The sequence below is a fragment of the Desulfosoma profundi genome (genome assembly GCF_055387865.1).
This window is the reverse complement of the sequence record NZ_AP042420.1, coordinates 2,131,159-2,155,364: the sequence shown is the minus strand read 5'-3', so window position 1 is coordinate 2,155,364 and position 24,206 is coordinate 2,131,159. Positions and strand designations below refer to the sequence as shown.

Genomic DNA, 24,206 nt, shown 5'->3' with positions numbered 1-24,206 from the left:
TTCGGGGCTCCATCGTGGGCCTTCAACCCTCGGGGCCGGCCGATACCCCCTCCGCGGATGCCGCCCCGACACCGCCGTCGGCCCCGGATTTGGACACCCCTGCAGTGGATCGCTCCTTGATCTGCTCTTGAAGTCCATACAGGGTCTTCAGGGCTGTAAGAGGGGTCATCCGATCCAAATCCAAGGCCATGATGGTATCCCGAAGCCATTCCATGCTCGGCCTGAAGAGGCTCATCTGAAACCCTGCCCGAGGTTTCCGGCGGGGAACCTGGCGCCCGGCATCCTTCAATCTTTCGGGAGGGCGATGGCTGCCCGCCTCCAATTGGTTGAGAATGTCTTGCGCCCGCACAATGACTTCTCGAGGAAGGCCTGCCAGGCGGGCCACATGGATGCCGTAGCTCTTGTTCGTCCCCCCGGGCAGCAGTCGGTGGAAAAACACGATGTCAGTCTCGAATTCCTTGACGGCCACATTGTAGTTCTTGATCCGCGGCAGCCTCTCCGCCAACTCCGTCAGCTCGTGGTAGTGCGTGGCAAACAAGGTTTTCACGCCGACCCCGTGCAGATCGTGAAGATATTCGGCCACAGCCCAGGCCAGGCTCATCCCATCGAAGGTCGATGTGCCCCGGCCGATCTCGTCCAAAACGATCAGACTCTGCGGTGTGGCCTGGTGCAGGATGTACGCCGTCTCCTGCATCTCCACCATGAACGTGGAGCGTCCCCGGGCGAGGTCATCCGAGGCGCCGACTCGGGTGAAAATCCGATCCACGACGCCGATGCGGGCTTCTGCCGCCGGAATATACGAGCCCATTTGAGCCATGAGGACGAGTAGCGCCGTCTGCCGCAAGATGGTGGATTTTCCCGCCATGTTGGGCCCGGTGATGATAAGGATCTGGTGGTCCTGGGAATCCAGACGGACATCGTTGGGCACGAAAGCTCCCTCAGGCAAAAATCTCTCCACCACGGGATGCCGTCCTTCCCGAATGTGAATGGCACCCCCGTCGTCCACCACCGGCCGACAGTAACCCCAACGGCATGCCGTTTCCGCCAGAGCCGCGAAAACATCCAAATGGGCGAGACGTCGCGCCGTCTCCAGTAGTCTTTCGGCATGGTGAGCCACCCAGAGCCGAAGCGCCTCAAAGTGGCGCTCTTCCAATTCGCGGCGCCTTTCGTCGGCCTGGAGCACCTGCTCCTCAAAGTTTTTCAGCTCCTCGGTGATAAAACGCTCGGCATTCACCAAGGTCTGTTTGCGCACGTAATCGCCCGGAACAAGCCCCAAATTGGCTTTCGAGACCTCGATGAAGTAGCCGAAGACTTTATTATATCGGACTTTGAGGGAGTTGATGCCCGTCCGGGCCCGTTCCCGCGCTTCATAATCGGCCATCCAGCCCTTGGCATCCAGGGCCAGTCGGCTGTAATGGTCCAGCTCAGCGTCCACTCCCGGACGAATGACACCTCCTGAGGCCAACGAATAGGGAGGATCGTCCACGAGGGTCGACGCAATGCGCTGGGTCACATCCTCCAAGGAATCCCAGCGCTCTTTCAATTCCAAGAGAAACTCGCAGGCAGCGTCGTGCAGGAGTTCCTGGATCTCCGGCAGTCTCTCCAGGAAACGACGCAGTGCCGCCAGATCCTTAGGTCCCGCCGCGCCGACGCTCACCCGGCCCACAATGCGCTCTATATCGCCTATTTTTTTCAGGATATCCCGCAGTTGGATACGCACGCCGCCTCTGCTGATCAGTTCGGCGATCGCCTCCTGTCTTCGGCCGATGGCCCTGACATCCAGCAGAGGATAACGGATCCATTTATGAAGCAGCCGAGCCCCCATGGGGGTCTGTGTCTCATCGAGGACGTGGAGCAGGGAGCCCTTCCGGCTTAAAGTGGACGCCGCCTGGAGCACCTCCAAGTTCTTTAACGTCGCCTCATCCAAAGCCATGTAATCCGTGGAACGATAAGGGCTGATCTTTTTAAGGTGCGCGCAGGCTTCCATGTGATTGGCCCGCAAGTACTCCAAGATCGCCCCGGCCGCCCGAATCACCAGCGGACTCTCCCCAAGGCCGAAGCTCTCCAGCGAGTAGACCTGAAAATGATCCAGCAGCTTTTCCCGGCCCCGCGCTGCGTCGAAGGCTGACTCGTCCAAAACCGTGACCGCCACAGGATGGACGGACGCAAAATCTGAAACCCACGAGACGGCCTGATCGTCGGAGACCAAAATCTCTTTTGGGTTGACCCGAGCGATCTCGCGGAGCAGAGCGTCCCGGGATTCCACCTCCACCACCTGAAAATCGCCGGTGGAAACATCCACATAAGCCACACCGTAGCGGCCTCCCTTGTGGGCCACAGCGGCCAGGTAGTTCGGGTCCTTTGCCGAAAGATTCTGGCCTTCCACAACCAGCCCCGGCGTAATGACCCGTGTGACCTGCCGCTTCACCAAGCCCTTGGCCTTCTTCGGGTCCTCCACCTGGTCGCATATGGCCACCTTGTGTCCCGCCCCGACCAGACGCGCAATATAGCTTTCGGCCGCATGATACGGAACGCCGCACATGGGCACCGGGTGTTCCGCGTTCTTGTCCCGAGAGGTGAGGGCAATGTCCAAAAGGCGGGATGCCGTGACGGCGTCATCGAAGAAAAGTTCGTAGAAATCCCCCATGCGATAGAGCAGCAAGGCCTCCGGATACTGAGCCTTGATTTCCAGGTATTGCTGCATCATCGGGGTGATTTTGTTCATGGCCGCGTACCATCTGGAACATGCTCGCTCCGAGCTTGTTCGCACACATCGTTTCACCGTGGCTGGTGGTTTGCCGCGTGATCCTTGGAAGGGGTGGTGTCCTTGCCGTTTGAGCGAAAACGCAAAACCCGGGGGCTCCTCTCAGCCGGATTCCGGCATGTCTTCCCGGCGTGAGCACATCCTCAGAACACCGTCTCTGACGTGGTTTCCACCACGGCCGCCTCCGGAGGTTGGGCTGTCTCGGCGGTTTTGTTCAGCCCCTGAGCGCTTTCCATGGCTCTGGCCCGCTCGGCCAAGAGTCGTTCTTTCTCGGAGCGCTCCTCATGCAGGGCCCTGCGGGTCTGATACAAGGGACGAAACATGAGCGCCAGTCCCACCAAAAAGCCCAGGAAACCGGAAAGGAAAATGATGGTGGAAACCTTTAACGTCCAACGCACATCCTCACGAATGAACAGGTACAGACTGAAATCCAGATCCCTCTGAAAGGTCGCCATATTTTGGCGCACAAACAGGACAATCACGCCTACCAGCAGGAGTGTCGTTAAGAGCCTAAACAGCTTCATGGAGCTTCTCCTTGTCGAAATGCGGCCGCAATTTGTCGTAAGTCTGTCTCAGGTGCTCAGGAATACTCCGAACGTCGGCAAAGACCGTCATGAAATTCGTATCCCCTTCCCAACGAGGCACCACGTGAAAATGCAGATGGTCTTCCACACCGGCCCCGGCCGCCGATCCTAAGTTGAGACCCACATTGAAACCGTTGGGCCGCATAAGCCGGCGGAGAATCGTGATGCTCATCTGCATTTTCTTCATCAGGTCGGTCATTTCCTCTTCCGTGAGATCTTCCAGACGACTGACATGGCGCCATGGCGCCACGAGGAGATGGCCGCTGTTGTAGGGATATTTGTTCATCATGACCATGGTCAGCCGACCGCGATAGAGAATCAGGCGTTCCGCGTCGCTCAGGCCATCGCCTTCCGGGCAAAAAATGCAATAGGGCTCCCGTTTTCCCAGAATGTATTCCATACGCCACGGTGCCCACAGATTCTGCATGATCCAACTCCTACAGAGCGATAATCTCCGCGTGCAATGACGTGCCCACATCCAGCAAACCCAGGGTCCGCGTCTGCAAGCCTCGACCTGAAAACACTGAACCCGGATTGATCAGGAGCCGCCCATCCCTCTTTTCCACAAGGGGCCGATGGGTATGACCGAAAAGCACCACATCCGCCGTATCGAATTCGTGGAGCAGCTGTGCCTGGATATCTCTCCCATACCCCCAGCCGTGGGTGAGGGCGATGCAGTAGTTGCCCACTCGAAAGGTTTTCCTGGTCGGCAACCGCAGACGCACCGAAACGTCGTCCATATTCCCACACACGGCTTCCAAGCGGTAGTGCTCGAAAAAGTCCAGCACACACCCTGCCGTCCAGTCCCCGAGATGCACGACAAGATCCGCCGGATCACAATAACGAGCGCACACGTCGTGTAACTCGTCGGTGACGGTCGTGAGATGGGTATCGGAGAGCACAACAATGTTCATCTCTTCTTGCCGCGCATTTTCAAAAAATGCTTTGAATCTCAATGGTTATTCGAGCATATAGCAGCCCGACCCCGGAAACACAAGGTTTTTTTGGAAATCAGGGGACTGTCAAGGTGATGTGTCCCCACGCGGCGAGGCGATCGCGGAAGACCACCAGAGCCCCGAAGATCCCGGGAATGGATTGCACCCACTGCAGGGCCGGCTCCAGGTCGTCGACGGTTCGGATCCGGTTGCCGAGAGCTGTGGCGCAGGCATCTGCCAGAGCGGCGTCTTTGGCGAGGACCGTGGCGGCGTCGGCCAGTCCGAAACTGAGGGAATGGCCCAAGGTGCCCGAAGAGGTGCAGACAGCCATCGGCAATTCTTCGGCGGCCAGTTTCAGAGCCAGCCGGTCCCGAAAGGGGGAGGTCTCTCCAGGATAGACGGCCACCACCAGATCGTCCTGGCCCGCAGCATAGCAGTCCCCGCCATTTTCCACGACCACCGACGACGTCCACGCCATGAGTCCCTCGGCCACCGCTTGGGCAATAGCCCCCGCCACGGCGGCCATGGGGCCGACCTGGGCCATGCGCCCGGCACGCAGCATGCGCCGGACGATTCCCGGGGCCAATGGGTCATCGGGAAGCGGTTTCAAGGCGGTCAAAAACCCCGGAACCGTTCGGCCGTATTGGAGGATCTGACGTCGGTAAGTCAGCACCAAGTCGTGGGTCCGGTGCGAGAGATCGGCGTCTGCGCGCACCCACAGGTCGGTCTGGTCCACCTTCACGTGGAAAGTGTGCCACGGCCCGGCCTTGTGGCGCTCTCGATAAAACCTATGGACCGGCTGGGCGGCCGCCATGTCATTCCCACTCAATGGTGCTTGGGGGTTTGGACGAAATGTCGTAGACAACCCGGTTGACGCCCGGAACCTCGTTAATAATGCGGTTGGACAGGCGTCCAAGCAAGTGGTAGGGCATTCTCGCCCAATCGGCGGTCATGGCGTCCACACTTTCCACCGCTCGAATGGCCACCACCTGTTCATAGGTGCGTTCGTCACCCATGACCCCTACGGACCGCACCGGCAACAGGACGGCAAAAGCCTGCCACACCCGATCGTACCAATTGGCCGCTTCCAACTCTTCCAAGACGATGGCGTCAGCCCGGCGAAGGATTCTGAGACTCTCCGGCGTCACTTCGCCGATGATGCGAATGGCCAAGCCCGGCCCCGGAAAAGGATGCCGCATAATGATCCGTTCCGGCAGCCCCAATTCCCGCCCCAACTGGCGCACCTCATCTTTGAAGAGCTCCCGCAGGGGCTCGATGAGTTCAAGCTTCATCCGCTCAGGCAGCCCCCCCACATTGTGATGCGTCTTGATGGTTGCCGACGGTCCCTTGAAGGACACGCTTTCAATGACGTCGGGATACAAGGTCCCCTGGGCCAAATAGCGTGTGCCTTGGATCTTGGACGCTTCTTGCTCGAAGACTTCGATAAAAAGGTTCCCGATGATCTTGCGTTTCTGCTCGGGATCGGTGACCCCCTTGAGCCGATGGAGGAAAAGATCCGTCGCATTGACTGAAATGAGGTTGATTTCAAAATGATCCCGAAAGACCCGTTCTACCGTTTCCGCCTCTCCTTTGCGAAGCAGGCCGTTGTTGACGAAAATGCACTGGAGCTGATCGCCGATGGCTTTGTGAAGGAGCACGGCGACCACGGAAGAATCCACGCCGCCGCTCAAGGCACAGAGCACGCGGTCGGAGCCCACCTTTTCACGGATCGCCGTGACGGCCGAGTCCACGAAGCTTTTCATGGTCCATGTGGGCTTGCAGCCGCAGATATGAAAAAGGAAATTGTCCAAGAGCGTCCGGCCGCACGGGGTATGGGCCACTTCAGGATGAAATTGGACGCCGTAGAGCTTGCGGGACACATCGGCCATGGCCGCCACCGGCGAGTTGGCGCTGTGGGCCAAGATGCGGAAGTCGGGCGGCAGCTGAATGATGCGGTCACCGTGGCTCATCCACACACGCACTTCTTTCGCGTCAATATCCTGGAACAGGACGGCGGGCTCGTCCACATCCAACAACGCTGGTCCGTACTCCCGGCTGTCGGCCCGTTCCACTCGCCCTCCCAAAAGGTGCGCCATCAACTGCATGCCGTAGCAGATGCCCAGCATGGGGATGCCCATCTGAAAAAGAGCTCGAGGGGTGTGGGGCGCGTCGGCGTCGTGCACACTGGAAGGTCCTCCGGAGAGAATGATCCCCTTCGGGGCATAGGCGCGCACGGCCTCCAGCTCCATGGTGCACGGGTGAATCTCACAATACACATGGCTCTCCCGAACCCGTCGGGCAATGAGCTGCGTGTATTGGGATCCAAAATCCAAGATGAGCACACGATCCGGATGCAAGGAATGCCAGTCCATAAAGGCTCCGTTCTTATTTCAGATCCACCTGATAATTGGGAGCTTCTTTGGTGATGATCACATCGTGCACGTGGCTTTCTTTCAAGCCGGCACTGGTAATCCGAACCACCTGGGTCTTGGTGCGCAGTTCTTCCAAGGTGCGGCATCCGGCATAGCCCATGCCTGCCGAAGCCCCCCCACGAGTTGGTGGATCGTGGACGCCAAAGGTCCCCGGTAGGGCACCATGCCTTCAATACCTTCCGGCACCAGTTTGGTCGGCTCCTGGACCTGATCCTGAAAGTAACGGTCCCGGCTGCCTTCCCTCATCGCCCCCAAAGACCCCATGCCCCGATAAACCTTATAGCTGCGCCCTTGGTAAAGCACGGTCTCGCCGGGGCTCTCGTCGGTGCCGGCAAAGAGGCTTCCAATCATGACCGAGTCGGCTCCGGCAGCCAGGGCCTTGACGATGTCGCCGCTGTATTTGATGCCGCCATCGGCGATCACGGGAATCCCGCGCGGCCGAGCCACCCGGGCACAGTCCATGATCGCGGTGATCTGAGGCACACCTACTCCGGCGATGACGCGCGTGGTGCAGATGGATCCGGGTCCCACGCCCACCTTCACCGCATCGGCTCCCGCCTCGATGAGGCTTTCCGCGCCACTTGCGGTCGCCACATTCCCGGCGACAACCGGCATGTGGGGATATTCGGACTTAATCCATTCGACGGTGCGCAGGACGTTTCTAGAATGACCATGGGCACTGTCGACGACGATCACGTCCACCCCGGCCTTAACCAAAGCTTGGACGCGATCGGGCGTGTCCGATCCGGCTCCAACAGCCGCTCCAACGCGGAGTCGCCCCAATTGATCCTTGCAGGAATTGGGATATTTCTTCACCTTCATAATATCTTTGATGGTAATCAAACCCCGAAGTCGCCCTGTGTCGTCCACGACCAGGAGCTTTTCAATACGGCGTTCCTGCAACAGCTTTTTGGATTCTTCCAAGGAAATGCCCACAGGGGCCGTGACCAGGTTGTCTTTGGTCATGAGTTCCGAAACACGGCGGGTCGGATCGGTTTCAAAGCGCAGGTCGCGATTGGTGATGATACCCACCAGCTGGTCGTCTTTGACAACGGGCACCCCGGAAATCCGGTACTGGGCCATGAGCTCCATGACGTCGCCGATGGGCTGATCTGGGTGAACCGTGATGGGATCCACAATCATCCCGCTTTCTGACTTCTTGACCTTGTCCACTTCCCGCGCCTGCCTCTCAATGCTCATGTTCCGGTGGATAATTCCAATACCTCCTTCGCGGGCCATGCTGATCGCCGTATCGGCTTCCGTCACCGTGTCCATGGCCGCACTGAGCAAGGGAATGCGCATGGAAATCCCCGCCGTGAGCACAGTGCTCACATCCGTCTCCGTCGGGAGCACTTCCGAATAAGCCGGAACGATGAGAACATCGTCGAACGTCAGTGCCACCGGTATCTGCTGCATCGCTTTTTCTTGCATGAAAAGCCTCCCTGTTTTCGGTATTCAGAAACGCCGTAAACCCGTTCTGCTCTGTCAAGGAATTTGCCAACGCAGCTTCAACGGGTCGCTGGAAGATGCCGCGACGGCATGAATGCCGTCACAAACCAACCCTTCCAGCAAACCTGCGTCGGTGACCGTCAGGTGAGGAACATCAAAAGCCGCCAATATTTCCTCCACGATCACGGCTCCGCCCACGATGATGTCCTCTCGGCCTGGTTCCAGCCCTGCAAGACACCGCCTCTCTTCAAGACTCATGGACGCAAGGGTCCGAACAATGTCGGCGATCCATGTCTTGGTCAATGTGCGGTTGTTGATCCGGTATGGAACATATTGGGTCATCCGAGCTTCCATGGCCGCCAGAGTGGTCGCGGTCCCCGCTGTCCCAACCACGCTCAGTCCCTCAGGACTCCTCGACCGCTGTCGAACCTGTTGCCGAACGGCCTTCACAACTGGTCGAAGGGCTTCTCGTGCCTGGTCTGCAGCTCGACGCAACTCGTGTGGAGAAGCCGGAGCGTGACAGAGGCACATCTCAGTGAGGGTGGCCGCGCCGATGAAAACACTGCCCTCCCAAAGCGGCATCGGGTTTCCGCCCTCCACCAGAGAAAATTCTGTAGAACTCCCCCCAAGGTCGAAACACACCGTTGGGCCGTCGAGAGGCGGGAGCACACTCAGCATGCCGTGAAGTGACAGTCTCGCCTCTTGCACTTCCGTGAGAATGGAGACCTGCCAACGTGTCCTTTCATGGATCCGCTTGACAAAATCTGCGCCATTGGCCGCTTTTCGAACCACTCCCGTCGCACCGCAGCGCAAGTGACGCAGCGGGAATGCCTGGAGTCGATCCGAAATATCCGTCATGACCCGCAAAGCGCGATCCATGGCCTCGTCCGTCAGCACGCCCTGCCGAGCGAACCCTTGAGCCAGCCGGATCACGTGCCGTTCGTGATGCACGGGGCGCACAAACCCCTGGGAATCCCAATCCGCCACGAGCACTCGGATGGTGTGAGATCCGATGTCCACGGCGCCGTAACTACCCCAAGGTTCCTCGGGACCATAGCGCTTTGCGGTTTCACGAGACATCGTTGTTTTTTTTCTTCCTTTGTGTTTTCTTTCTTTACAAGGGGAATCGGTTCGGGCGACCGACTTCCACCATCAGGCTTCCGGAGCACTGCACCGCGAGAAGGAGAGGAACGCCTATGATCCTGGAAATCAACCCCCGTAATCCCGAGCCTCGAAAAATTAAACAGGTAGCCGAAATTCTAGCCAAAGGAGGTGTCATCGCCTATCCCACGGATACGTACTACGGGATCGGATGTGACCTGTTCAACAAACCGTCCATCGAAAAAATCTATAAGCTGAAACGCCGTTCTCCCCAACAGCCGTTCAGTTTCATCTGTAGTGATCTAAAAAGCATCAGCGAGTATGCCCAAGTGACGAATTACGCCTATAAAACGATGAAGCGGCTGCTCCCCGGCCCCTATACCTTCATCTTGGAGGGCTCCCGGCTTGTGCCGCGCATCATGCTCACCAAAAGAAAGGCTGTGGGGATCCGCGTGCCGGATCATCCCATTTGCACCGCCATCGTCAAGGAACTGGGACACCCGGTCATCAGCACTACGGCCACAAATCCCGAGACGGGTCAGATTTTGGAAACACCTCAAGAAATCCGAGACGTCCTAGGCCACTCCTTGGATCTTATCGTGGACGGCGGCCCCGTCCCGGGACGCCCGTCCAGTGTGATCTCCCTTATCGAAGACGTTCCCGAGGTCATCCGCCAGGGCAGCGGGAATGTCGAAATTTTCCAGACACCTTAGGCACACGCTCGCCGACACCATCTTCGTTCCATGCCATCCAGGCCGAAGGGACGCCGCCTTCACCGTTCGCGTCGCGGTGGGCGGCTCCCGCCGGCCCATGGGGACATGCACGAAAGCGCCCGGCTGGAAAATCATACGGCACGCCGCCACGCCAACCAGAAGGGCCTGCGTGGATGACTTCTCAGTGGACTACTGCCCCAGAAGAAGTTCGTAGCGCACCGGGCTCACGGCCGGGTCCATCCATCGATCCAGCTCCCGGATTCCGGCGGCTCCCAGGATCAATCGCAGGAGGCTTTTGCGTTCCTTCTCCGCATAGATCACGTGAGGTTCCCCCGCAATGCCACCCAATTCTCGGGCCTTAGCCAAGGCGTCCTGAAAGTTGCCCAAGGCGTCCACCAATCGGAACTCCAAAGCCTTTTCCCCACTGAGCACCCGGCCATCCGCAATGGGCGTAACGTCTTCTACGGTAAGCCGCCGCCCTGCCGCCACGTCCTTGACAAACTGGGCGTGCATCCCCTCGATGGTTTCCTGAAGCAACGCCTTTTCGACTTCGTTCATTTCCCGCCCCGGGTTCCCCACATCCTTGAACTGGCCGCTTTTGATCGTCACCGTGCGATACCCCACCTTGTCAAACAGGCCTTGGAAATTGGGAAGATGGGCCACCACCCCGATGCTCCCCGTGAGCGTCCCCGGGTTCGCGAAGATGTACGAAGCCGCCGCCGAGGCGTAATATCCACCGGAAGCCGCCACCCCGCCAAAGGATGCCACCACAGGCTTTTCCGCGGCCGTCCGCTGAACTTCTCGATAAACCTCCTGGCTTGCCCCGACGCCCCCACCGGGCGATTCCACGCGCAGAACCACGGCCTTGACGTAAGGGTCCTTGCGGAAGTCGCTCAGAGATTCCAAAATCGGCCGAGCGTCGCTCAAAAGCCCCTCGATCTCCACCACGCCGATGCGGTTGGGTTCCTTTTTCCAGTCCAATTGCGGCGCGACCAACCACAGGTAGAGTCCCACGAAAGGAACGAGGACCACAAAGGCGATCATCACGAGGATTTTCAAAATCTTTTTGACCATGGAGGTTTCCCCTAAAAGCGAACACCCGGCGTGCCCAAAAGCCGGGTGTTCCATATCCTCAAAATGAAAACATGTCCGTCAATCCCCGGGAAAACGCCGGGATCTCTAGTCCTCCTGGGCGCTCTCCGCATTCTGGCGAGCCGCCTCCAAGACCTCTCTAAGGTTCGTAGTGGCCGCCTTAGGGCTGTTCATGTACTCCTTATAGTCCGTCCGCTCTTCGTGCTCATCGGCCTTTTTGATGGACAAACCGATCTTGCGGTCTTTAGGAGAAATGTTAATGACTTTAGCGGTAACCTGATCCCCCACTTTGTACTCATCAGGGGCACCCTTGGCCTTTTCCTTGCCGATTTCCGACACGTGGACGAGGCCTTCAATGCCCTCTTCCAGTTCCACGAACAGGCCGAAGTCGGTCACATTGGTTATCGGGCCCGTGATGACACTGCCGACAGGATAGCGCTGGGCCACACTTTCCCACGGGTCGGGTTCCAGCTGTTTGATGCCCAGGGAAAACCTTTCGTTCTCTTTATCGATGTTGAGCACGATGGCCTGGACTTCCTGACCCTTCTTGTAGATTTCCGAAGGATGGCGAATCCTCTTGGTCCAGGACAGGTCCGAGATGTGCACGAGCCCGTCAATGCCCTCATCGATCCCGATAAAAATGCCAAAGTCCGTGATGTTCTTGATTTTTCCGGAAATGATCGTGCCAACGGGATATTTTTCCGAAATCACACTCCACGGATTCGGCTCCAGTTGCTTCATCCCCAAGGAGATGCGCTTCCGACCGGGATCGATGCTCAGGATCACCGCTTCCACCTTGTCCCCTACGCTGAGGATTTTGGAGGGATGGCGGATCTTGCGCGTCCAAGACATCTCCGACACGTGGATCAATCCTTCGATGCCTTCCTCGATCTCCACAAATGCCCCGTAATCGGTCAAACTCACGACCTTCCCATGAATCTTGGTGCCCACGGGATACTTTTGGGCGGCATTGGTCCACGGATCGGGTTGGAGCTGCTTGAGGCCCAAGGAAACGCGTTCATTTTCCCGGTCGAAATGGAGGACCTTGACCTTGATGGTGTCGCCAATCTGGCAGAGTTCCGAAGGATGGCCCACCCGTCCCCAACTCATGTCGGTGATGTGGAGCAGACCATCGATCCCGCCGAGATCCACAAAGACCCCGTAATCTGTGATGTTCTTCACCACCCCTTCCATGACCTTGCCTTCTTCCAGCAAGGACAGGGTCCGACCTTTCTGCCGTTCGCGCTCTTTTTCCAAAAGCACACGCCGCGACAGGACGACGTTTCGGCGTTTCTTGTTGTACTTGAGGATTTTGAAATCAAACGTCTTACCGATGAGCGCGTCCAGGTTACGCACGGGCCGCAAATCTACCTGCGAGCCGGGCACAAAGGCTTGGATGCCGATATCCACGGCCAGGCCACCTTTGACCCGGGAGACCACACGACCCTGAATGACGCCATCTTCATTGTAGATGCGGCTGATATCGTCCCAAACTTTTATCTTTTCCGCCTTTTCCTTAGAGAGAAAGACGGTTCCTTCATCGTCGTCATGATATTCCAAAAGCACATCGACCTCGTCGCCGATGGAGACTTCCAGATTGCCCTTCTCATCCTTAAACTCGGCAATGGGAATTTCCCCTTCGGACTTATAGCCGATATCGACCATGACATAATCGTCTGAAATCTGCACAACCCTTCCCCGAACCACTTCACCTTCCTGGATGTTTCCGAAGCTCTGGGCATAGAGCTTCTCGAAGGTGTCCCCGTCCACGTCGTCGGTGTCGGGTTCACGTTCCGCTACGGCTCCTGGTGATTCTTGATGCTGCATTTCTAAGTTTTCCGTGGTGTCTTTCGTGATCATTGAACTCACTACCCCCTTGTCCGAATTTCGGCTTACGCCTTTTATCCTGGGTGCGCACTGTAGCAGACACCCAAACCCTTGACAATCCTAATCTGCACGGGATCTTTCGAGGGAAGTCTCTTTTTTGTTGATGTTCTCCACAAGATTCACCAGGACCTGCACCACTTCGGCGATGGAAAGATGGGATGTGTCGACAAGCACAGCGCCATGGGCAGGTTTCAGCGGGGCGATGGGGCGGTTCGTATCGGCATGGTCTCTCGCTGCAATTCCTTCCAATACGTCTCCAAAATCGGCTTCGACCCCCTGCTCGCGGTATTGGGCCACGCGGCGCCTGGCCCTCTCCTCAGGTGTGGCTGTTAGAAACACTTTGACGTCAGCCTCCGGAAAGACCACCGTGGTCATATCCCGTCCTTCGGCCACCACGGTGCCTTCGCACGCCACACGCCTTTGTTGATTCAAAAGAAAACGGCGCACCGGCTCCCGCTGAGCAATCGCGGAAGCCATGCGGGTTATTTCGGGTGTACGGATTTCCACGCCCAGAGGCACCCCTCGCCAAAGGATTTGCACAGCCCGATCCCGGACGACGAATTCGAGGGGCAAGGTGGGCAGGACGCGTTCCAGCTCGGTGTCTTCCGCGTCCACCAAATGGTATTGCCCAAGCGCCCAGGCGACAGCCCGATACATGGACCCGGAATCCAAATACACGCCCCCAAGCCGTTCGGCCAAAAGACGGCTGACGGTGCTTTTTCCTGAACCTGCCGGCCCGTCAATAGCGATGATCATCGGTCCAACTGTTCCAAGACTTCGGCGAATGTTCTGAGAAATCTCTCGTTTTCCTCAGGCAGCCCCACATTGACCCGTATATGGCGATCGAGTCCGTAGGCGTTCATGGCTCGAATAATCACACCCTTGTGAAGCATTGCCTCGTAGACCTTGTTGGCATCAACGGGAACGCCGATAAGAAAGAAGTTGGTGTGGGTCGGAATGTAGCCTACCCCAAGGGCATCCAAGCCCCGGTAAAGAAACTCCAAGCCCTCGCGAACCGATTGCAAGGTTCTCTCCAGAAATTCATGGTCGTCCAATGCCGCGAGAGCTGCCGCCTGGGCCAAAGTGCTCACGTTGAACGGTTGGCGAACGCGATGGAGAAACGCCGCCGTCTGAGGGTCCATAATGCCATAGCCCACACGGAGCCCTGCAAGACCGTAGGCTTTGGAAAAGGTCCGAGCCGTGACGACCCACGGCCCCTGGCTGCTCGTAAAGTCCAATCCGCTGAAGGTCGACCCGTCCGGGGCGAATTCGATGTAAGCCTCGTCGATCACCACCACCACATCCGGAGGTAATTTCCTGAAGAATTCTCGGAAAGCCTTTTCAGAAAGGACGGTCCCCGTGGGATTGTTGGGATTGTTGATGAAAATGAGGCGGGTGCGTTCTGTGACCGCCTGGAATATCCCCTCCAAGTCGATGGTGTAGTCCTTCAGCGGTACGAACACCACGGTGCCGCCCACCGATTGCACGGCCAACTGATAAACCAAAAAGGAGGGGTTGGGAATGATCACCTCCACACCTGGCCGCACGAACGTTCGGATGACCAGTTCGAGGATTTCGTTGGATCCATTGCCGATAACCACTGCATCCATGGGCACTTTGAGCTTTTCGGCGATCCTTCGGCGTAAATAGTACCCACTGCCGTCAGGATAACGGTGCAAGCCGTCCAGCTTCTCTCGAATCGCCTCCAGTGCCTTGGGAGAGGGACCCAAAGGGTTTTCGTTGCTCGCCAACTTAATGGAGTTCGTGACGCCGAGTTCTCGCTCCAGTTCTTCAATGGGCTTTCCGGGGGGATACGGGTCAATGGCGGCGATATGCGGGGGCACCAGCCTGGAGATCAAGGGTTCGAGCTCCTTTCACGGGTTGGGGTATCCATGCGGTCCAAGGCCAGGCTTATAGAAAAGAGCCGCCGAAAACGCAAGCTTTTGTGGCGTCTTGAAGCAATTCTGGTAATATGTTTTAAACGATCTCCGGGCGGCGGTGGCACGGGGTTCACCCGAACCTGAGACGTGGCACTGCGAACCGGCACAGGATGGAGGCGGATAAAGGCGATGGTCAAGAAAAAGCACCCAACAGAGCCGATTTTCGAGGAAGAACTCGTGTCTGAAAGACTCTTGGACGAGGATCCAGGGGCTGACACCGATGATTTTCTCGATCAAGAATCCTTGGCACTGGATACCCCGACCAAGGACTGGCCGCAGGTCTACGACCCTCTTCGGGCTTATCTCGAGGAAATCAAAAGGTATCCCCTGCTGAGTCGTGAAGAGGAAACCCAGTTGGCCATTCGATACAAGGAAAAAGGCGATGTGGAAGCCGCTTACAAGCTGGTCACCTCCAATCTGCGCCTCGTGGTGAAAATCGCCATGGATTTTCAGCGCCATTGGATGCAGAACCTCATGGATCTCATCCAAGAAGGCAATATCGGCCTGATGCAGGCAGTCAAAAAATTCGATCCCTATCGAGGCTACAAATTCTCCTACTATGCCTCTTTCTGGATCAAGGCCTACATCATCAAGTTCATCATGGACAACTGGAAGCTGGTCAAAATCGGGACGACCCAAGCCCAAAGGAAGCTCTTCTTCAACCTCCGCAAGGAAAAGGAACGGCTGGAGGCCCAAGGCATCGAAGCCAGCCCCAAACTCCTGAGCCAGAGGCTGGACGTTAAGGAATCGGAAGTCACGGAAATGGACATGCGGCTGGCCAGCGGGGAAATCTCCCTGGACGCGCCGCTCGATCACGACTCCACAGACACGCACAAAGCGTTTTTGCCGGCCCGGGAAATCCCCGTCGACGACAGGCTTGCCGATGCTGAAGCAAAGGCCATCCTCCAGGAAAAGCTCCAACGATTCCGGCAGGGTTTGAAGGACAAGGAAGCCGTGATCTTCGATCATCGGCTGCTTACCGACGAACCCATGACCCTTCAAGAAATCGGGGACCAGTTCGGCATCAGCCGGGAGCGGATCCGGCAGATCGAAAGCCGATTGAAGAAAAAACTGAAGGCATACCTGGAAGAAGAGGTGGAGGATTTGGAACTCCTCCAGGAAAGCCTCATTGACGCGTCCTAAGAGGCCAGGCCGATCAGACGAAAATCTCCGCAGCCGACACCGACCCGCCGGATTCTCGAGGAGGAGGGAGAGGGTTTAAACCGTCCTGAGAAAGACGCGGAAACGCCCCTCTGCCCCGGGAAATGGGCTCCGGTAAAGGGCGTGCATCGCCTGTTTCATGAAATGGCGCAGATCTCGGCAATGAGTCGGGAGGCATTCCCGCCCATGATCTCGGATTTTTCTTCTTCTTTCAGTCCCGCCGCTTCCATTTCTTTTTCATAGCGGCTCGGAGGCAACAAAGGATAATCGCTTCCGAACAAGATCCGGCCACGGCCCACAATCTCCAGGGCGCGCCGGTAGATATCATGGCGGTAAAGGAAAGGTGATGCGGCGGTATCGTAAAAGACATGGGTGAGCATCTCAGGGACTTCTTTTTTCAACAGCTCATAGAACAAAAGCCCCCCGCCCCAGTGGGCCAAAATCAAGCGCACATCACCGCCTTTCTTCGCAAGTTCGTAATAGAACCGTAACCCAAAGGGCGCTTTTCCGGGATATGCATGGCCTAAAGGCTCGTTGGCATGAATGAGCGTAAGTTTTTTTCTTTCACGACACAGGGCCATCAACGATTCATAGGCGTCCAATGCGCGGCTTTCCTCACATCCCTCGTAGACCGCCAATTCCCCCAAGCCGGCGGCCCCTTGATCGAGGCATCGAAAGGCTTCCTCCATGGCCCAGGGCGCCAAAGGATCAAAACATGCCAAAGCAATCAGTCGATCTGGATGTCGAGCGGCGGATTCGAGGACGTAGTCGTTGTGACGGCGGGCCTTGTCCTTGTCTTTCCATGGGAATCCAAAAACCACGGCGCGGTCGAGGCCGTTTTCTTCCATGGCCCGGAGGACCCCATCCGTGTCCACCAAGCGGGCCTTGGGATGCCCATAAAGGCTATGAAACGCCGGCTCGCCGTGAAAAAACCGTTCCCGGAAGGCAACGACCTCCGGGGGAAACGTGTGCACATGAAAATCTATTTTCATCGGGCTCCCCTTCAGTGATAAGGAATTCCCCATGATGAGAACGATGCACCTTAACGCACATGAGATCGAGGCGGCAACAGTGAAAGATGATTCGAAGGCGCATAAAGACTTGTTCCTTGAGCCCCAGGAAGCTCACCTGGCACGGACGACAGCCCGATTGGCCATCTTCGAAGCAGGCGCTCTGATTCGGGAAAAATTTGAATCCACCGGCCCTCTGACCATCGAAAGCAAGGGCGCTTTCGATTTTGTCACGGACATCGACCGTTTTTGTGAAGATCTCATTTTGGACCGGATTCGAAAAGCCTTTCCAGATCATACCTTGATGTCGGAGGAGCGGCCTCTGGAAACCCGGTCGCGGACCCATGTGTGGATTGTGGATCCTCTGGACGGCACCACGAACTTCATCCATGGTTTTCCCATGGTGGCGGTCTCCATCGCCTTGGCGGTGCGAGACGTCGTTGTCATGGGATGGGTGTTTGACCCGTTGCGCCGTGAGCTCTTTGAAGCCCGACGAGGTCAAGGAGCCTGGTGCAATGGCCAGCCTTTACGTCCTTTGCGGAACACGGCTCCTGAAGAATCCCTCGTGGCCACCGGGTTCCCTTTCCGATCGAAAGACGTGCTGGATCCGTACCTTGCGGTTTTTAAAGCGGTTTTTGCCAAGGTCACCGGGATTCGCCGAGCCGGTTCCGCGGCCTTGGATCTCGCTTATCTGGCGGCCGGTCGGGTCCAGGGTTTTTGGGAAGCCGGCTTGAAACCCTGGGACATCGCCGCCGGAGCGCTGCTGATTCAAGAGGTGGGTGGGATCGTCACCGACTTTTGGGGAACGGAAAACTACTTGTCCAATGGGCACATTGTGGCGGGATCGGGCAAAATCCACCGCTTCCTTTCGGAAAACCTCGGGCCCCTCAAGGAAGCTCTGGCGCGGCGCTCCTGATGGTCCCCGGAGCGCCGCGACTTTTCACGCCACTGGAGAAGGCTCCGAGCCCCTGCTTGGGCCTTTGGCGCCAGGGGAGGTCCCCGACGCAGGCGGAATGACGTTCATGGCCATGAGTTTCTTGCTGTCCTCGTAAACCACTTCCATTTTTCGCTGCGTGATCACATGGCTCACGACTCCCAATCCGAATACCGGATGCCAGATGAGATCCCCTTCTTTGTAACTGTCTGACATGCTGTACTCCGGAACCCCTTCCCGGCTGGCTTCCAGAAGACGGGCGCGCCAATCTTCCTCCGTCTTGGGCTTGGAACTTCCTTTAAGAAGCACGGACGGGACGATGTCGTCCTCGTCTTCAATGAGGATCCCTTCCTCCTCGTCCTCAAAATCCAGGTCGCCACCGGTTTCAAAATCGAGACTGTCGTCTTCGTAATCTTCCATCAATTCGTCTTTATCAATGTCTTTGGGCATCGCCGTTCTCCCCTTGCATTCTGGACTTTACCCCGTAAGGGTCCCGAGTCTATTAAAGCCGAGGCTTGCCAAGGTCAAGCCTTTTCAGTTCATGTGCCCAGATCCATTCTCGCACGGCGGAGGCGGCGGATGTTGAACGTTTTTGTCACCCACATTCTTCCTGTCTTTTCCATCATCGGTCTCGGGTATGTGCTGATGCACCGAGGATTTGTCGGGAAACCCTTCATCACCTCAGCCAACCGGCTGGTCTATTATGTGGCCGTCCCTGCCATGTTGTTTCACGAAGTGGCCCGATCCTCGTTTTCGGAAAACTTTCACGCGGGCGCTGTCCTGGCCATGCTGACCGGTCTCGCCGTCGTGACCGTCTTCGCCCTTGTCATTGCCCATTTCAGCTCTAAACCGAAAGCTTTTAAGACGACTTTTGTGCATAGCGCTTTTCATGGCAACTTGGGTTACATGGCCTATGCCATCGCCTTCTACGCCCTTGGGGAAAAATTTTTCGCCCAGACGGCCCTCCTGAGCAGCTTTTTGATTGTGGCCCAAAACCTGCTCGCCGTTTGTGTCTTTGCTTACTACAAGCCAAAAGAGCTGGACACCTCCGTGCACGGCCGTTTCGACCCTTGGGAAACCCTTAAACGCGTCGCCACCAATCCCATTATCGTTTCGGTAACGGCCGGAACCGGTTTTTCCTATCTTTCCGTCCCCTTGCATCCGGCGTTTTCTCAATCCCTGAAAATCCTTTCGGGCATGGCGCTTCCGTTGGCACTACTCCTCATCGGCACATCGCTGTCGTTCGGGGCGTTCCGAAAGCTTATTCCGGCCATGGGCACCATCGGGGGACTGAAACTGATCCTGTTTCCGATCATCGTCTATGGCCTGATGCGTTGGTTGCGCGTTCCTCCATCGTTTCACACGCCGGTGCTCATTCTCACAGCGGCTCCGCCGGCGACCATCACCTATATCATGGCCTCGGAACTGGGCGGGGACACGGAGTTGGCTGCGGCGGCCACTTCACTTTTGACTTTGGTGTCCGGATGGACCTACGCCGTTTTACTGTCTTTTCGTTGGTAAGGGGCCAGGTGGAAGGTCTTTTCCGGGACCCTCGAAAATGTCGGCCCAAGCGTGTCCTCACCCTCGAGAAGGCGAAGGCTTCAAACCGGATTCCTCGTCGTCGTCTTCCGTGGTCAGGCCGTGTTTGAACAGTCGATAGCGAAACGATCGGAAAGACAACCCCAAGAGCTGAGCGGCTCTTTGCTTGGATCCCCCGGACCGCTCCAGAGCCTGAAGGAGCAGAGTCTTTTCCAGATCCGCAAGAAACTTGGAAAGATCCATGCCATCCGGAGGCAGCACGGGCTGGAAGCTTTCAAGGTCGTCGCGACGCCTCCTGCGGGACGTGGCGATGGTCAAACTTTCGGGCAATATGATGCTCGACGATTCCAAAGCAACGCCCCGCTCAATAATGTTTTCCAGTTCCCGGACGTTTCCTGGGAAATCGTAATTTTTCAAAATGTCCAAGGCATAGGCGGAAATCTTTTGGATATCTTTACCGAAGGCTTTGGAGAACTTGGCGAGAAAATAGTCGGCAAGCAGCGGAATGTCCTCCCGCCGTTCTCTGAGGGGAGGAACCCGCAGTTGGATCACGTTCAGTCGAAAGTACAAATCTTCCCGAAACTGCCGGTCGAGGACCATTTGTTCCAGGTCTCGGTTCGTCGCGGAGATGATGCGCACATCCACAGGGATATCGTTAGTGTCGCCGACCATGCGGATGGTTTTCTCTTGGACGACCCGCAATAATTTGACCTGCAGGCTCGAAGACAATTCCCCGATCTCGTCCAAAAACAGGGTCCCGCCCTGGGCGGCTTCCACCAGCCCTTTGCGATCCGAGGCCGCCCCTGTGAAGGCGCCCTTTCGATACCCGAAAAGCTCACTCTCGATCAGGGACTCCGGCACGCCGGCGCAGTTGACGGCCACGAAAGGCTTGTCTGCCCGCGGACTACGACGATGAATGGCCTTGGCCACCAGTTCTTTTCCTGTGCCGCTTTCCCCCGTAATCAGGACGTTACTGGTGGTCGCCGACACCCTCTCGATCAGCTCATAGATTTTTTTCATGGCCGGGCTTTCCCCGATCATGCACCCGAAATATAAGGGACCTTGACGGGCCTGAAGCGTGACTTCCCGACCTTGGGTTTTGAGGGCGCTTTGGATGACCCGGCGCATCTCGTCGATTTTGAACGGTTTGGGCAGGTAGTCATAAGCCCCCTCACGCATGGCGGCGACCGCCGTTTCCGTGCTGGCGTATGCCGAAATCATAATGACCACGGTCGAAGGGGAAAGATGCTTGCACTGCCGCAGGACTTCCAATCCGTCCACAGGTTTCATGCGGATGTCGGTGATGACGAGGTCGAACTGCTGCTGCTTGAGGATTTCCAGAGCCTCCAGCCCGCTGGCCGCGCAACGGACGATGTAGCCGTCCTTTTGAAGCATGATCTCAAGGAACTCCCGCATGCTTCTTTCATCGTCCACGACAAGGATCCGACGACCGTTGGCATGGTGTGGCATGCGGCTGTGTGCTCCCCTAGCTTAAAGAGTAACGCACGATGCCATCGACCACGGTCAAGACCGTGCGTCCCTTCACGGCCCATCCCCGGAAAGGGCAATTGCGCCCTTTGGATTGAAAGCTTTCGGGGTCAATGATGTATTCCGCATCCGGGTCGATCACCGTCACGTGGGCGGGCCCCCCCTCCCGAAGGCTTCCCATGGGAATACCTAATATCTTCGATGGATTACACGTGACACGAGCCAAAACATCCAAGGGTTCCCCCACTCCTTCCTCAATCAATCGGAGGACCAAGGGGAGAGCTGATTCGAGGCCGATCATGCCGTTGGCGGCATCTTGAAATTCTGTGTCTTTTTCTAAGACACTGTGCGGGGCATGGTCCGTGGCAATGGCATCAATGGTCCCATCCGCCAAACCTTCCTTGATGGCTTCCACATCCCGTCGGGACCGCAGGGGAGGATTGACTTTATAGACGGTATCGAAACCGTCCACGTATTCTTCGGACAGAGTGAAGTAATGAGGGGCTGTTTCACAGGTCACTCTGATGCCCCGCCGCTTCGCCTCACGAAGGATCCAGACCGACGCCTCGGTGCTCACATGGGCGATATGGAGGCGGCCGCCGGTGAGTTCGGCCAGAAGCACATCCCGGGCGATCATGACCGCTTCCGCGGCGGCGGGTATCCCTTGGAGTCCCAACGTCGTGGACACGATCCCTTCGTGCATGTGGCCGCCTCGGGATAAGGCTTCGTCTTCGGCGTGGCTGATGACCAAAAGGTCAAAGGCCTTGGCGTATTCCAAGGCGCGCCGCATCAGAGCGGCATTCATGACGGGTCGACCGTCGTCGGACACCGCTACGGCGCCGGCCTCACGAAGCTCTCCGAACTCGGAAAGCTCCTCTCCCTTCAGCCCCTTACTGATAGCCGCCACAGGATAAACTCGGCATGATCCTTCTTCTTGAGCTCGGCGCCGAATAAATCCGGTCACCGCCGCGTTGTCGTTGACAGGTTTCGTATTGGGCATACAGGCGACTGCCCCGAAACCACCCGCCACGGCAGCGGCCGTTCCCGTGGCGATCGTCTCTTTGTATTCTTCACCGGGTTCCCGCAAATGCACGTGCATGTCCACCCAGGCCGGGACCACCCATTTGCCGGTCACGTCGATCACGCGGATGTCCTCGGACGGCGTCACCGGGCGTGGCACCCACTCCAAGGCATGAATGCAGCCGTCCCGGATGACCAGGTCTCCGACCCTGTCGATGCGCTGTTCGGGATCCAAGATGCGACCCCCGCGAAGAATCAGCTCCCGAGCTTTTTCCCCTACCGTCATCGGGCATCCGCTCCCTTCAATCGGCCGATTCATCTCTTTGGACCAGTAAATAGAGCAACGCCATGCGCACGGCCACCCCGTTGGTCACCTGATCAAGAATGACAGAATGAGGACCATCCGCCACCTCAGGGCTGATCTCCACGCCGCGATTCATGGGACCGGGATGCATGATCAGAACATCGGGCTTGGCCACGGCCAATTTCTTTCGATCGAGGCCGTAATAAGTCGCGTATTCGCGCAGCGACGGCAACAAACCTTGCCCTTGCCTCTCCCTCTGAAGCCGGAGGACCATGATGACGTCCGCCAATCCAATCACCGGTTCGAGGCGCGGTGAGACCGTCACGGGAAGCTCATCAATGTGGGACGGCAAGAGCGTCGGGGGGCCACAGACAATGACCCGCGCCCCCATCTTGGTCAGCCCCCAAATGTTGGATCGGGCCACCCGACTGTGGGCGATGTCCCCGACGATCAACACCGTCAAACCTTCGAGGCGCCCCTTATGGTCCCGGATGGTCAACATGTCCAAGAGCGCTTGGGAGGGGTGTTCATGCATCCCGTCCCCGGCGTTGATCACCGAAGCCGTGGTGCGCTGCGCGATGCGGTGCGGGGTCCCCGAGGCCGAATGCCGAATGATGAATACATCCGGGCGCATGGCCTCCAAATTCTTTATCGTGTCCAGGAAAGTCTCGCCTTTGACCAGAGAACTGGTGGTTGTGGCGATACTGTAGGTATCCGCACTGAGCCGCTTCGCAGCAATGTCGAACGAGGTGCGCGTCCGAGTGCTGGGTTCGTAAAAAAGATGAACGACGGTCTTCCCTCGAAGGGTGGGAACCTTTTTAATGGATCGACGATTGATTTCCTTCAGGGATTCGGCGGTGTCCAAAATGGTTTCGATTTCATGTCGCTCCAAATCCCTCATGCCAAGAAGATCTTTCCTCGAAAAGGCCATGTGCGCATCCTCAATGCGTGTCCAAAGACCCTACGAGATGTTTTCGTGAAAAATTACCATGTTTCGCCCCTAAAGGAGAGCAAAAAAATCAAATCCTCTCGAGACATCAAAGGATTCTTGACACTCCGATGTAATCTCTATAAAGGAATCGACACCACGGAGCCGTGCACAATGCTTTCGCCATCCCGATGTTCAGCAACGGCCGCCTTCCGCCACCCCATGACGATATGCGGGGGCTTACGGTACGGGAAAGTGTCGGGTTGTGTCGACCTTTTCCTGCACGGTTCCGACGGTGACTTCATTGGACCTGGAGGCAGGACATGGAAAGGGTTCCCATCACCAAAGAAGGTTACGAAAAACTCCGTCAGGAACTGCAGCGACTGCAGAAGGAAGAACGGCCCAAAGTGATCAAGGCCATTGAAGAAGCCCGCGGACACGGCGATCTTTCGGAAAACGCCGAATACGAGGCAGCCAAGGAAAAGCAGGCCCTCATCGAGGGGCGCATTGCTGATCTTCAAGAAAAACTGGCGCACTGCGAAATCGTGGAAACCAATGGCTCCAACGGTGACAAAGCCATGTTTGGCTTGACCGTGGTGTTGGAAGATCTGGACAGCGGCGAAGAGCATACCTACAGACTGGTCGGTCCTTATGAGGCCGACATCCAATCTGGAACGCTTTCTGTGACGTCGCCGCTGGGCAAGGCATTGATCGGCAAGGAAGAGGGTGAAACGGTGTCGGTGCGCACGCCGAAAGGGATCCGACAGTTGGAAATCGTTGAAGTGCGCCTTTAACAGCGCCGTGCGACGGAACCGCACGACATTCTATGCAGGAAGCATCTTGACAGCGAGAAAATCAAAAGATAGAAGCAAAGCCTTTTGAGCAACTTTGAGCATTTTCCGGGCATCATGACGGTAAACAACCA

At 57.2% G+C, this 24,206-nt stretch carries 21 protein-coding genes and 1 pseudogene; 5 read left to right on the top strand and 17 right to left on the bottom strand.

The genetic code is table 11. The features are described 5' to 3' along the window. Window positions 1-22: 22 nt before the first annotated feature. From mutS to ACZ5K9_RS09285, 8 genes and pseudogenes are all read right to left on the bottom strand, one after another. Window positions 23-2,725, bottom strand: a complete 2,703-nt coding sequence (gene mutS / locus ACZ5K9_RS09320; RefSeq protein WP_464271065.1) for a DNA mismatch repair protein MutS — start codon at window positions 2,723-2,725, stop codon at window positions 23-25. A 182-nt stretch (window positions 2,726-2,907) separates the two neighbouring features. After that, a complete protein-coding gene (locus ACZ5K9_RS09315; protein WP_464271064.1) occupies window positions 2,908-3,288 on the bottom strand; it encodes a hypothetical protein in 381 nt (126 codons plus the stop codon). Beyond that, window positions 3,275-3,775 carry an HIT family protein gene (locus ACZ5K9_RS09310; RefSeq protein WP_464271063.1) on the bottom strand — a complete coding sequence of 167 codons (501 nt, stop codon included), beginning with the start codon at window positions 3,773-3,775 and terminating at the stop codon, window positions 3,275-3,277. Before ACZ5K9_RS09310 ends, ACZ5K9_RS09315 begins: the two co-directional genes overlap by 14 nt. Before the next feature lie 10 nt (window positions 3,776-3,785). Next, window positions 3,786-4,262 carry a YfcE family phosphodiesterase gene (locus tag ACZ5K9_RS09305; protein WP_464271062.1) on the bottom strand — a complete coding sequence of 159 codons (477 nt, stop codon included), beginning with the start codon at window positions 4,260-4,262 and terminating at the stop codon, window positions 3,786-3,788. Window positions 4,263-4,359: 97 nt separating this feature from the next. Beyond that, window positions 4,360-5,097: a UPF0280 family protein gene (locus ACZ5K9_RS09300; RefSeq protein WP_464271061.1), complete on the bottom strand. Its 738-nt coding sequence runs from the start codon at window positions 5,095-5,097 to the stop codon at window positions 4,360-4,362. Window position 5,098: 1 nt separating this feature from the next. Continuing rightward, complete coding sequence (gene guaA, locus ACZ5K9_RS09295; protein WP_464271060.1) at window positions 5,099-6,655, bottom strand: glutamine-hydrolyzing GMP synthase; 1,557 nt, start codon at window positions 6,653-6,655, stop codon at window positions 5,099-5,101. 13 nt (window positions 6,656-6,668) lie between these two features. Then, window positions 6,669-8,131: pseudogene (guaB, locus tag ACZ5K9_RS09290) on the bottom strand (IMP dehydrogenase). A gap of 69 nt (window positions 8,132-8,200) precedes the next feature. Further along, window positions 8,201-9,244 (bottom strand): Ppx/GppA phosphatase family protein, encoded by a 1,044-nt coding sequence (locus tag ACZ5K9_RS09285; protein WP_464271059.1) that lies wholly within the window; start codon window positions 9,242-9,244, stop codon window positions 8,201-8,203. Window positions 9,245-9,360: 116 nt separating this feature from the next. On the opposite strand from ACZ5K9_RS09285, the gene ACZ5K9_RS09280 reads away from it, so the two are divergent. Continuing rightward, on the top strand, window positions 9,361-9,978 hold the full coding sequence (locus ACZ5K9_RS09280) for an L-threonylcarbamoyladenylate synthase (protein WP_464271058.1): 618 nt from the start codon (window positions 9,361-9,363) through the stop codon (window positions 9,976-9,978). Between the two features lie 189 nt (window positions 9,979-10,167). Here the strand turns inward: ACZ5K9_RS09280 and sppA are convergent, their stop codons facing one another. The 4 genes from sppA to hisC all read right to left on the bottom strand — a co-directional run bounded on the left by sppA (window position 10,168) and on the right by hisC (window position 14,816). Next, window positions 10,168-11,052 carry a signal peptide peptidase SppA gene (gene sppA / locus ACZ5K9_RS09275; RefSeq protein WP_464271057.1) on the bottom strand — a complete coding sequence of 295 codons (885 nt, stop codon included), beginning with the start codon at window positions 11,050-11,052 and terminating at the stop codon, window positions 10,168-10,170. Between the two features lie 105 nt (window positions 11,053-11,157). Then, the gene (locus ACZ5K9_RS09270) at window positions 11,158-12,930 is read right to left on the bottom strand and encodes a 30S ribosomal protein S1 (protein WP_464271056.1); all 1,773 of its coding nucleotides are present in this window, start codon (window positions 12,928-12,930) and stop codon (window positions 11,158-11,160) included. Window positions 12,931-13,017: 87 nt separating this feature from the next. Beyond that, the gene (gene cmk, locus ACZ5K9_RS09265) at window positions 13,018-13,713 is read right to left on the bottom strand and encodes a (d)CMP kinase (RefSeq protein ID WP_464271055.1); all 696 of its coding nucleotides are present in this window, start codon (window positions 13,711-13,713) and stop codon (window positions 13,018-13,020) included. Beyond that, complete coding sequence (gene hisC / locus ACZ5K9_RS09260) at window positions 13,710-14,816, bottom strand: histidinol-phosphate transaminase (protein ID WP_464271054.1); 1,107 nt, start codon at window positions 14,814-14,816, stop codon at window positions 13,710-13,712. Before hisC ends, cmk begins: the two co-directional genes overlap by 4 nt. Window positions 14,817-15,074: 258 nt before the next feature. Here hisC and ACZ5K9_RS09255 point away from each other — a divergent pair, with 258 nt between their 5' ends. Beyond that, window positions 15,075-16,040, top strand: coding sequence for a sigma-70 family RNA polymerase sigma factor (locus tag ACZ5K9_RS09255; RefSeq protein ID WP_464271053.1), 966 nt, complete (start codon window positions 15,075-15,077; stop codon window positions 16,038-16,040). A gap of 155 nt (window positions 16,041-16,195) precedes the next feature. Here the strand turns inward: ACZ5K9_RS09255 and ACZ5K9_RS09250 are convergent, their stop codons facing one another. Beyond that, a complete protein-coding gene (locus ACZ5K9_RS09250) occupies window positions 16,196-17,050 on the bottom strand; it encodes an amidohydrolase family protein (RefSeq protein WP_464271052.1) in 855 nt (284 codons plus the stop codon). A gap of 31 nt (window positions 17,051-17,081) precedes the next feature. On the opposite strand from ACZ5K9_RS09250, the gene ACZ5K9_RS09245 reads away from it, so the two are divergent. Further along, the gene (locus ACZ5K9_RS09245; protein WP_464271051.1) at window positions 17,082-17,984 is read left to right on the top strand and encodes an inositol monophosphatase family protein; all 903 of its coding nucleotides are present in this window, start codon (window positions 17,082-17,084) and stop codon (window positions 17,982-17,984) included. Window positions 17,985-18,008: 24 nt separating this feature from the next. On the opposite strand, the gene ACZ5K9_RS09240 is transcribed toward ACZ5K9_RS09245, so the two are convergent. Continuing rightward, window positions 18,009-18,452, bottom strand: coding sequence for a hypothetical protein (locus tag ACZ5K9_RS09240; RefSeq protein WP_464271050.1), 444 nt, complete (start codon window positions 18,450-18,452; stop codon window positions 18,009-18,011). A gap of 129 nt (window positions 18,453-18,581) precedes the next feature. Between ACZ5K9_RS09240 and ACZ5K9_RS09235 the strand changes: the two genes are divergently transcribed. After that, the gene (locus ACZ5K9_RS09235; RefSeq protein ID WP_464271049.1) at window positions 18,582-19,523 is read left to right on the top strand and encodes an AEC family transporter; all 942 of its coding nucleotides are present in this window, start codon (window positions 18,582-18,584) and stop codon (window positions 19,521-19,523) included. 57 nt (window positions 19,524-19,580) lie between these two features. Here the strand turns inward: ACZ5K9_RS09235 and ACZ5K9_RS09230 are convergent, their stop codons facing one another. The 3 genes from ACZ5K9_RS09230 to ACZ5K9_RS09220 are packed head-to-tail and all read right to left on the bottom strand — an operon-like array spanning window position 19,581 to window position 23,284. After that, window positions 19,581-21,011 (bottom strand): sigma-54-dependent transcriptional regulator, encoded by a 1,431-nt coding sequence (locus ACZ5K9_RS09230; protein WP_464271048.1) that lies wholly within the window; start codon window positions 21,009-21,011, stop codon window positions 19,581-19,583. 16 nt (window positions 21,012-21,027) lie between these two features. Beyond that, complete coding sequence (locus ACZ5K9_RS09225) at window positions 21,028-22,335, bottom strand: dihydroorotase (protein WP_464271047.1); 1,308 nt, start codon at window positions 22,333-22,335, stop codon at window positions 21,028-21,030. Between the two features lie 16 nt (window positions 22,336-22,351). Beyond that, entirely contained in the window at window positions 22,352-23,284 is a 933-nt protein-coding gene (locus tag ACZ5K9_RS09220; protein ID WP_464271046.1) for an aspartate carbamoyltransferase catalytic subunit, read from the bottom strand. 320 nt (window positions 23,285-23,604) lie between these two features. Here ACZ5K9_RS09220 and greA point away from each other — a divergent pair, with 320 nt between their 5' ends. Further along, window positions 23,605-24,075: a transcription elongation factor GreA gene (greA, locus tag ACZ5K9_RS09215; RefSeq protein WP_464271045.1), complete on the top strand. Its 471-nt coding sequence runs from the start codon at window positions 23,605-23,607 to the stop codon at window positions 24,073-24,075. Window positions 24,076-24,206 lie beyond the last annotated feature (131 nt).

Bases quoted from the DNA above. Each gene is read 5' to 3' on its own strand.
- ACZ5K9_RS09310 (WP_464271063.1), bottom strand. From the start codon at position 3,775: ATGCAGAATCTGTGGGCACCGTGGCGTATGGAATACATTCTGGGAAAA.
- ACZ5K9_RS09250 (WP_464271052.1), bottom strand. From the start codon at position 17,050: ATGAAAATAGATTTTCATGTGCACACGTTTCCCCCGGAGGTCGTTGCC.
- ACZ5K9_RS09280 (WP_464271058.1), top strand. From the start codon at position 9,361: ATGATCCTGGAAATCAACCCCCGTAATCCCGAGCCTCGAAAAATTAAA.
- ACZ5K9_RS09300 (WP_464271061.1), bottom strand. From the start codon at position 5,097: ATGGCGGCCGCCCAGCCGGTCCATAGGTTTTATCGAGAGCGCCACAAG.
- greA (WP_464271045.1), top strand. From the start codon at position 23,605: ATGGAAAGGGTTCCCATCACCAAAGAAGGTTACGAAAAACTCCGTCAG.
- cmk (WP_464271055.1), bottom strand. From the start codon at position 13,713: ATGATCATCGCTATTGACGGGCCGGCAGGTTCAGGAAAAAGCACCGTC.
- ACZ5K9_RS09245 (WP_464271051.1), top strand. From the start codon at position 17,082: ATGATGAGAACGATGCACCTTAACGCACATGAGATCGAGGCGGCAACA.
- ACZ5K9_RS09240 (WP_464271050.1), bottom strand. From the start codon at position 18,452: ATGCCCAAAGACATTGATAAAGACGAATTGATGGAAGATTACGAAGAC.
- ACZ5K9_RS09230 (WP_464271048.1), bottom strand. From the start codon at position 21,011: ATGCCACACCATGCCAACGGTCGTCGGATCCTTGTCGTGGACGATGAA.
- sppA (WP_464271057.1), bottom strand. From the start codon at position 11,052: ATGGTCAAAAAGATTTTGAAAATCCTCGTGATGATCGCCTTTGTGGTC.
- ACZ5K9_RS09285 (WP_464271059.1), bottom strand. From the start codon at position 9,244: ATGTCTCGTGAAACCGCAAAGCGCTATGGTCCCGAGGAACCTTGGGGT.
- ACZ5K9_RS09225 (WP_464271047.1), bottom strand. From the start codon at position 22,335: ATGACGGTAGGGGAAAAAGCTCGGGAGCTGATTCTTCGCGGGGGTCGC.
- ACZ5K9_RS09220 (WP_464271046.1), bottom strand. From the start codon at position 23,284: ATGGCCTTTTCGAGGAAAGATCTTCTTGGCATGAGGGATTTGGAGCGA.
- ACZ5K9_RS09235 (WP_464271049.1), top strand. From the start codon at position 18,582: ATGTTGAACGTTTTTGTCACCCACATTCTTCCTGTCTTTTCCATCATC.
- guaA (WP_464271060.1), bottom strand. From the start codon at position 6,655: ATGGACTGGCATTCCTTGCATCCGGATCGTGTGCTCATCTTGGATTTT.
- ACZ5K9_RS09270 (WP_464271056.1), bottom strand. From the start codon at position 12,930: ATGATCACGAAAGACACCACGGAAAACTTAGAAATGCAGCATCAAGAA.
- ACZ5K9_RS09305 (WP_464271062.1), bottom strand. From the start codon at position 4,262: ATGAACATTGTTGTGCTCTCCGATACCCATCTCACGACCGTCACCGAC.
- mutS (WP_464271065.1), bottom strand. From the start codon at position 2,725: ATGAACAAAATCACCCCGATGATGCAGCAATACCTGGAAATCAAGGCT.
- ACZ5K9_RS09315 (WP_464271064.1), bottom strand. From the start codon at position 3,288: ATGAAGCTGTTTAGGCTCTTAACGACACTCCTGCTGGTAGGCGTGATT.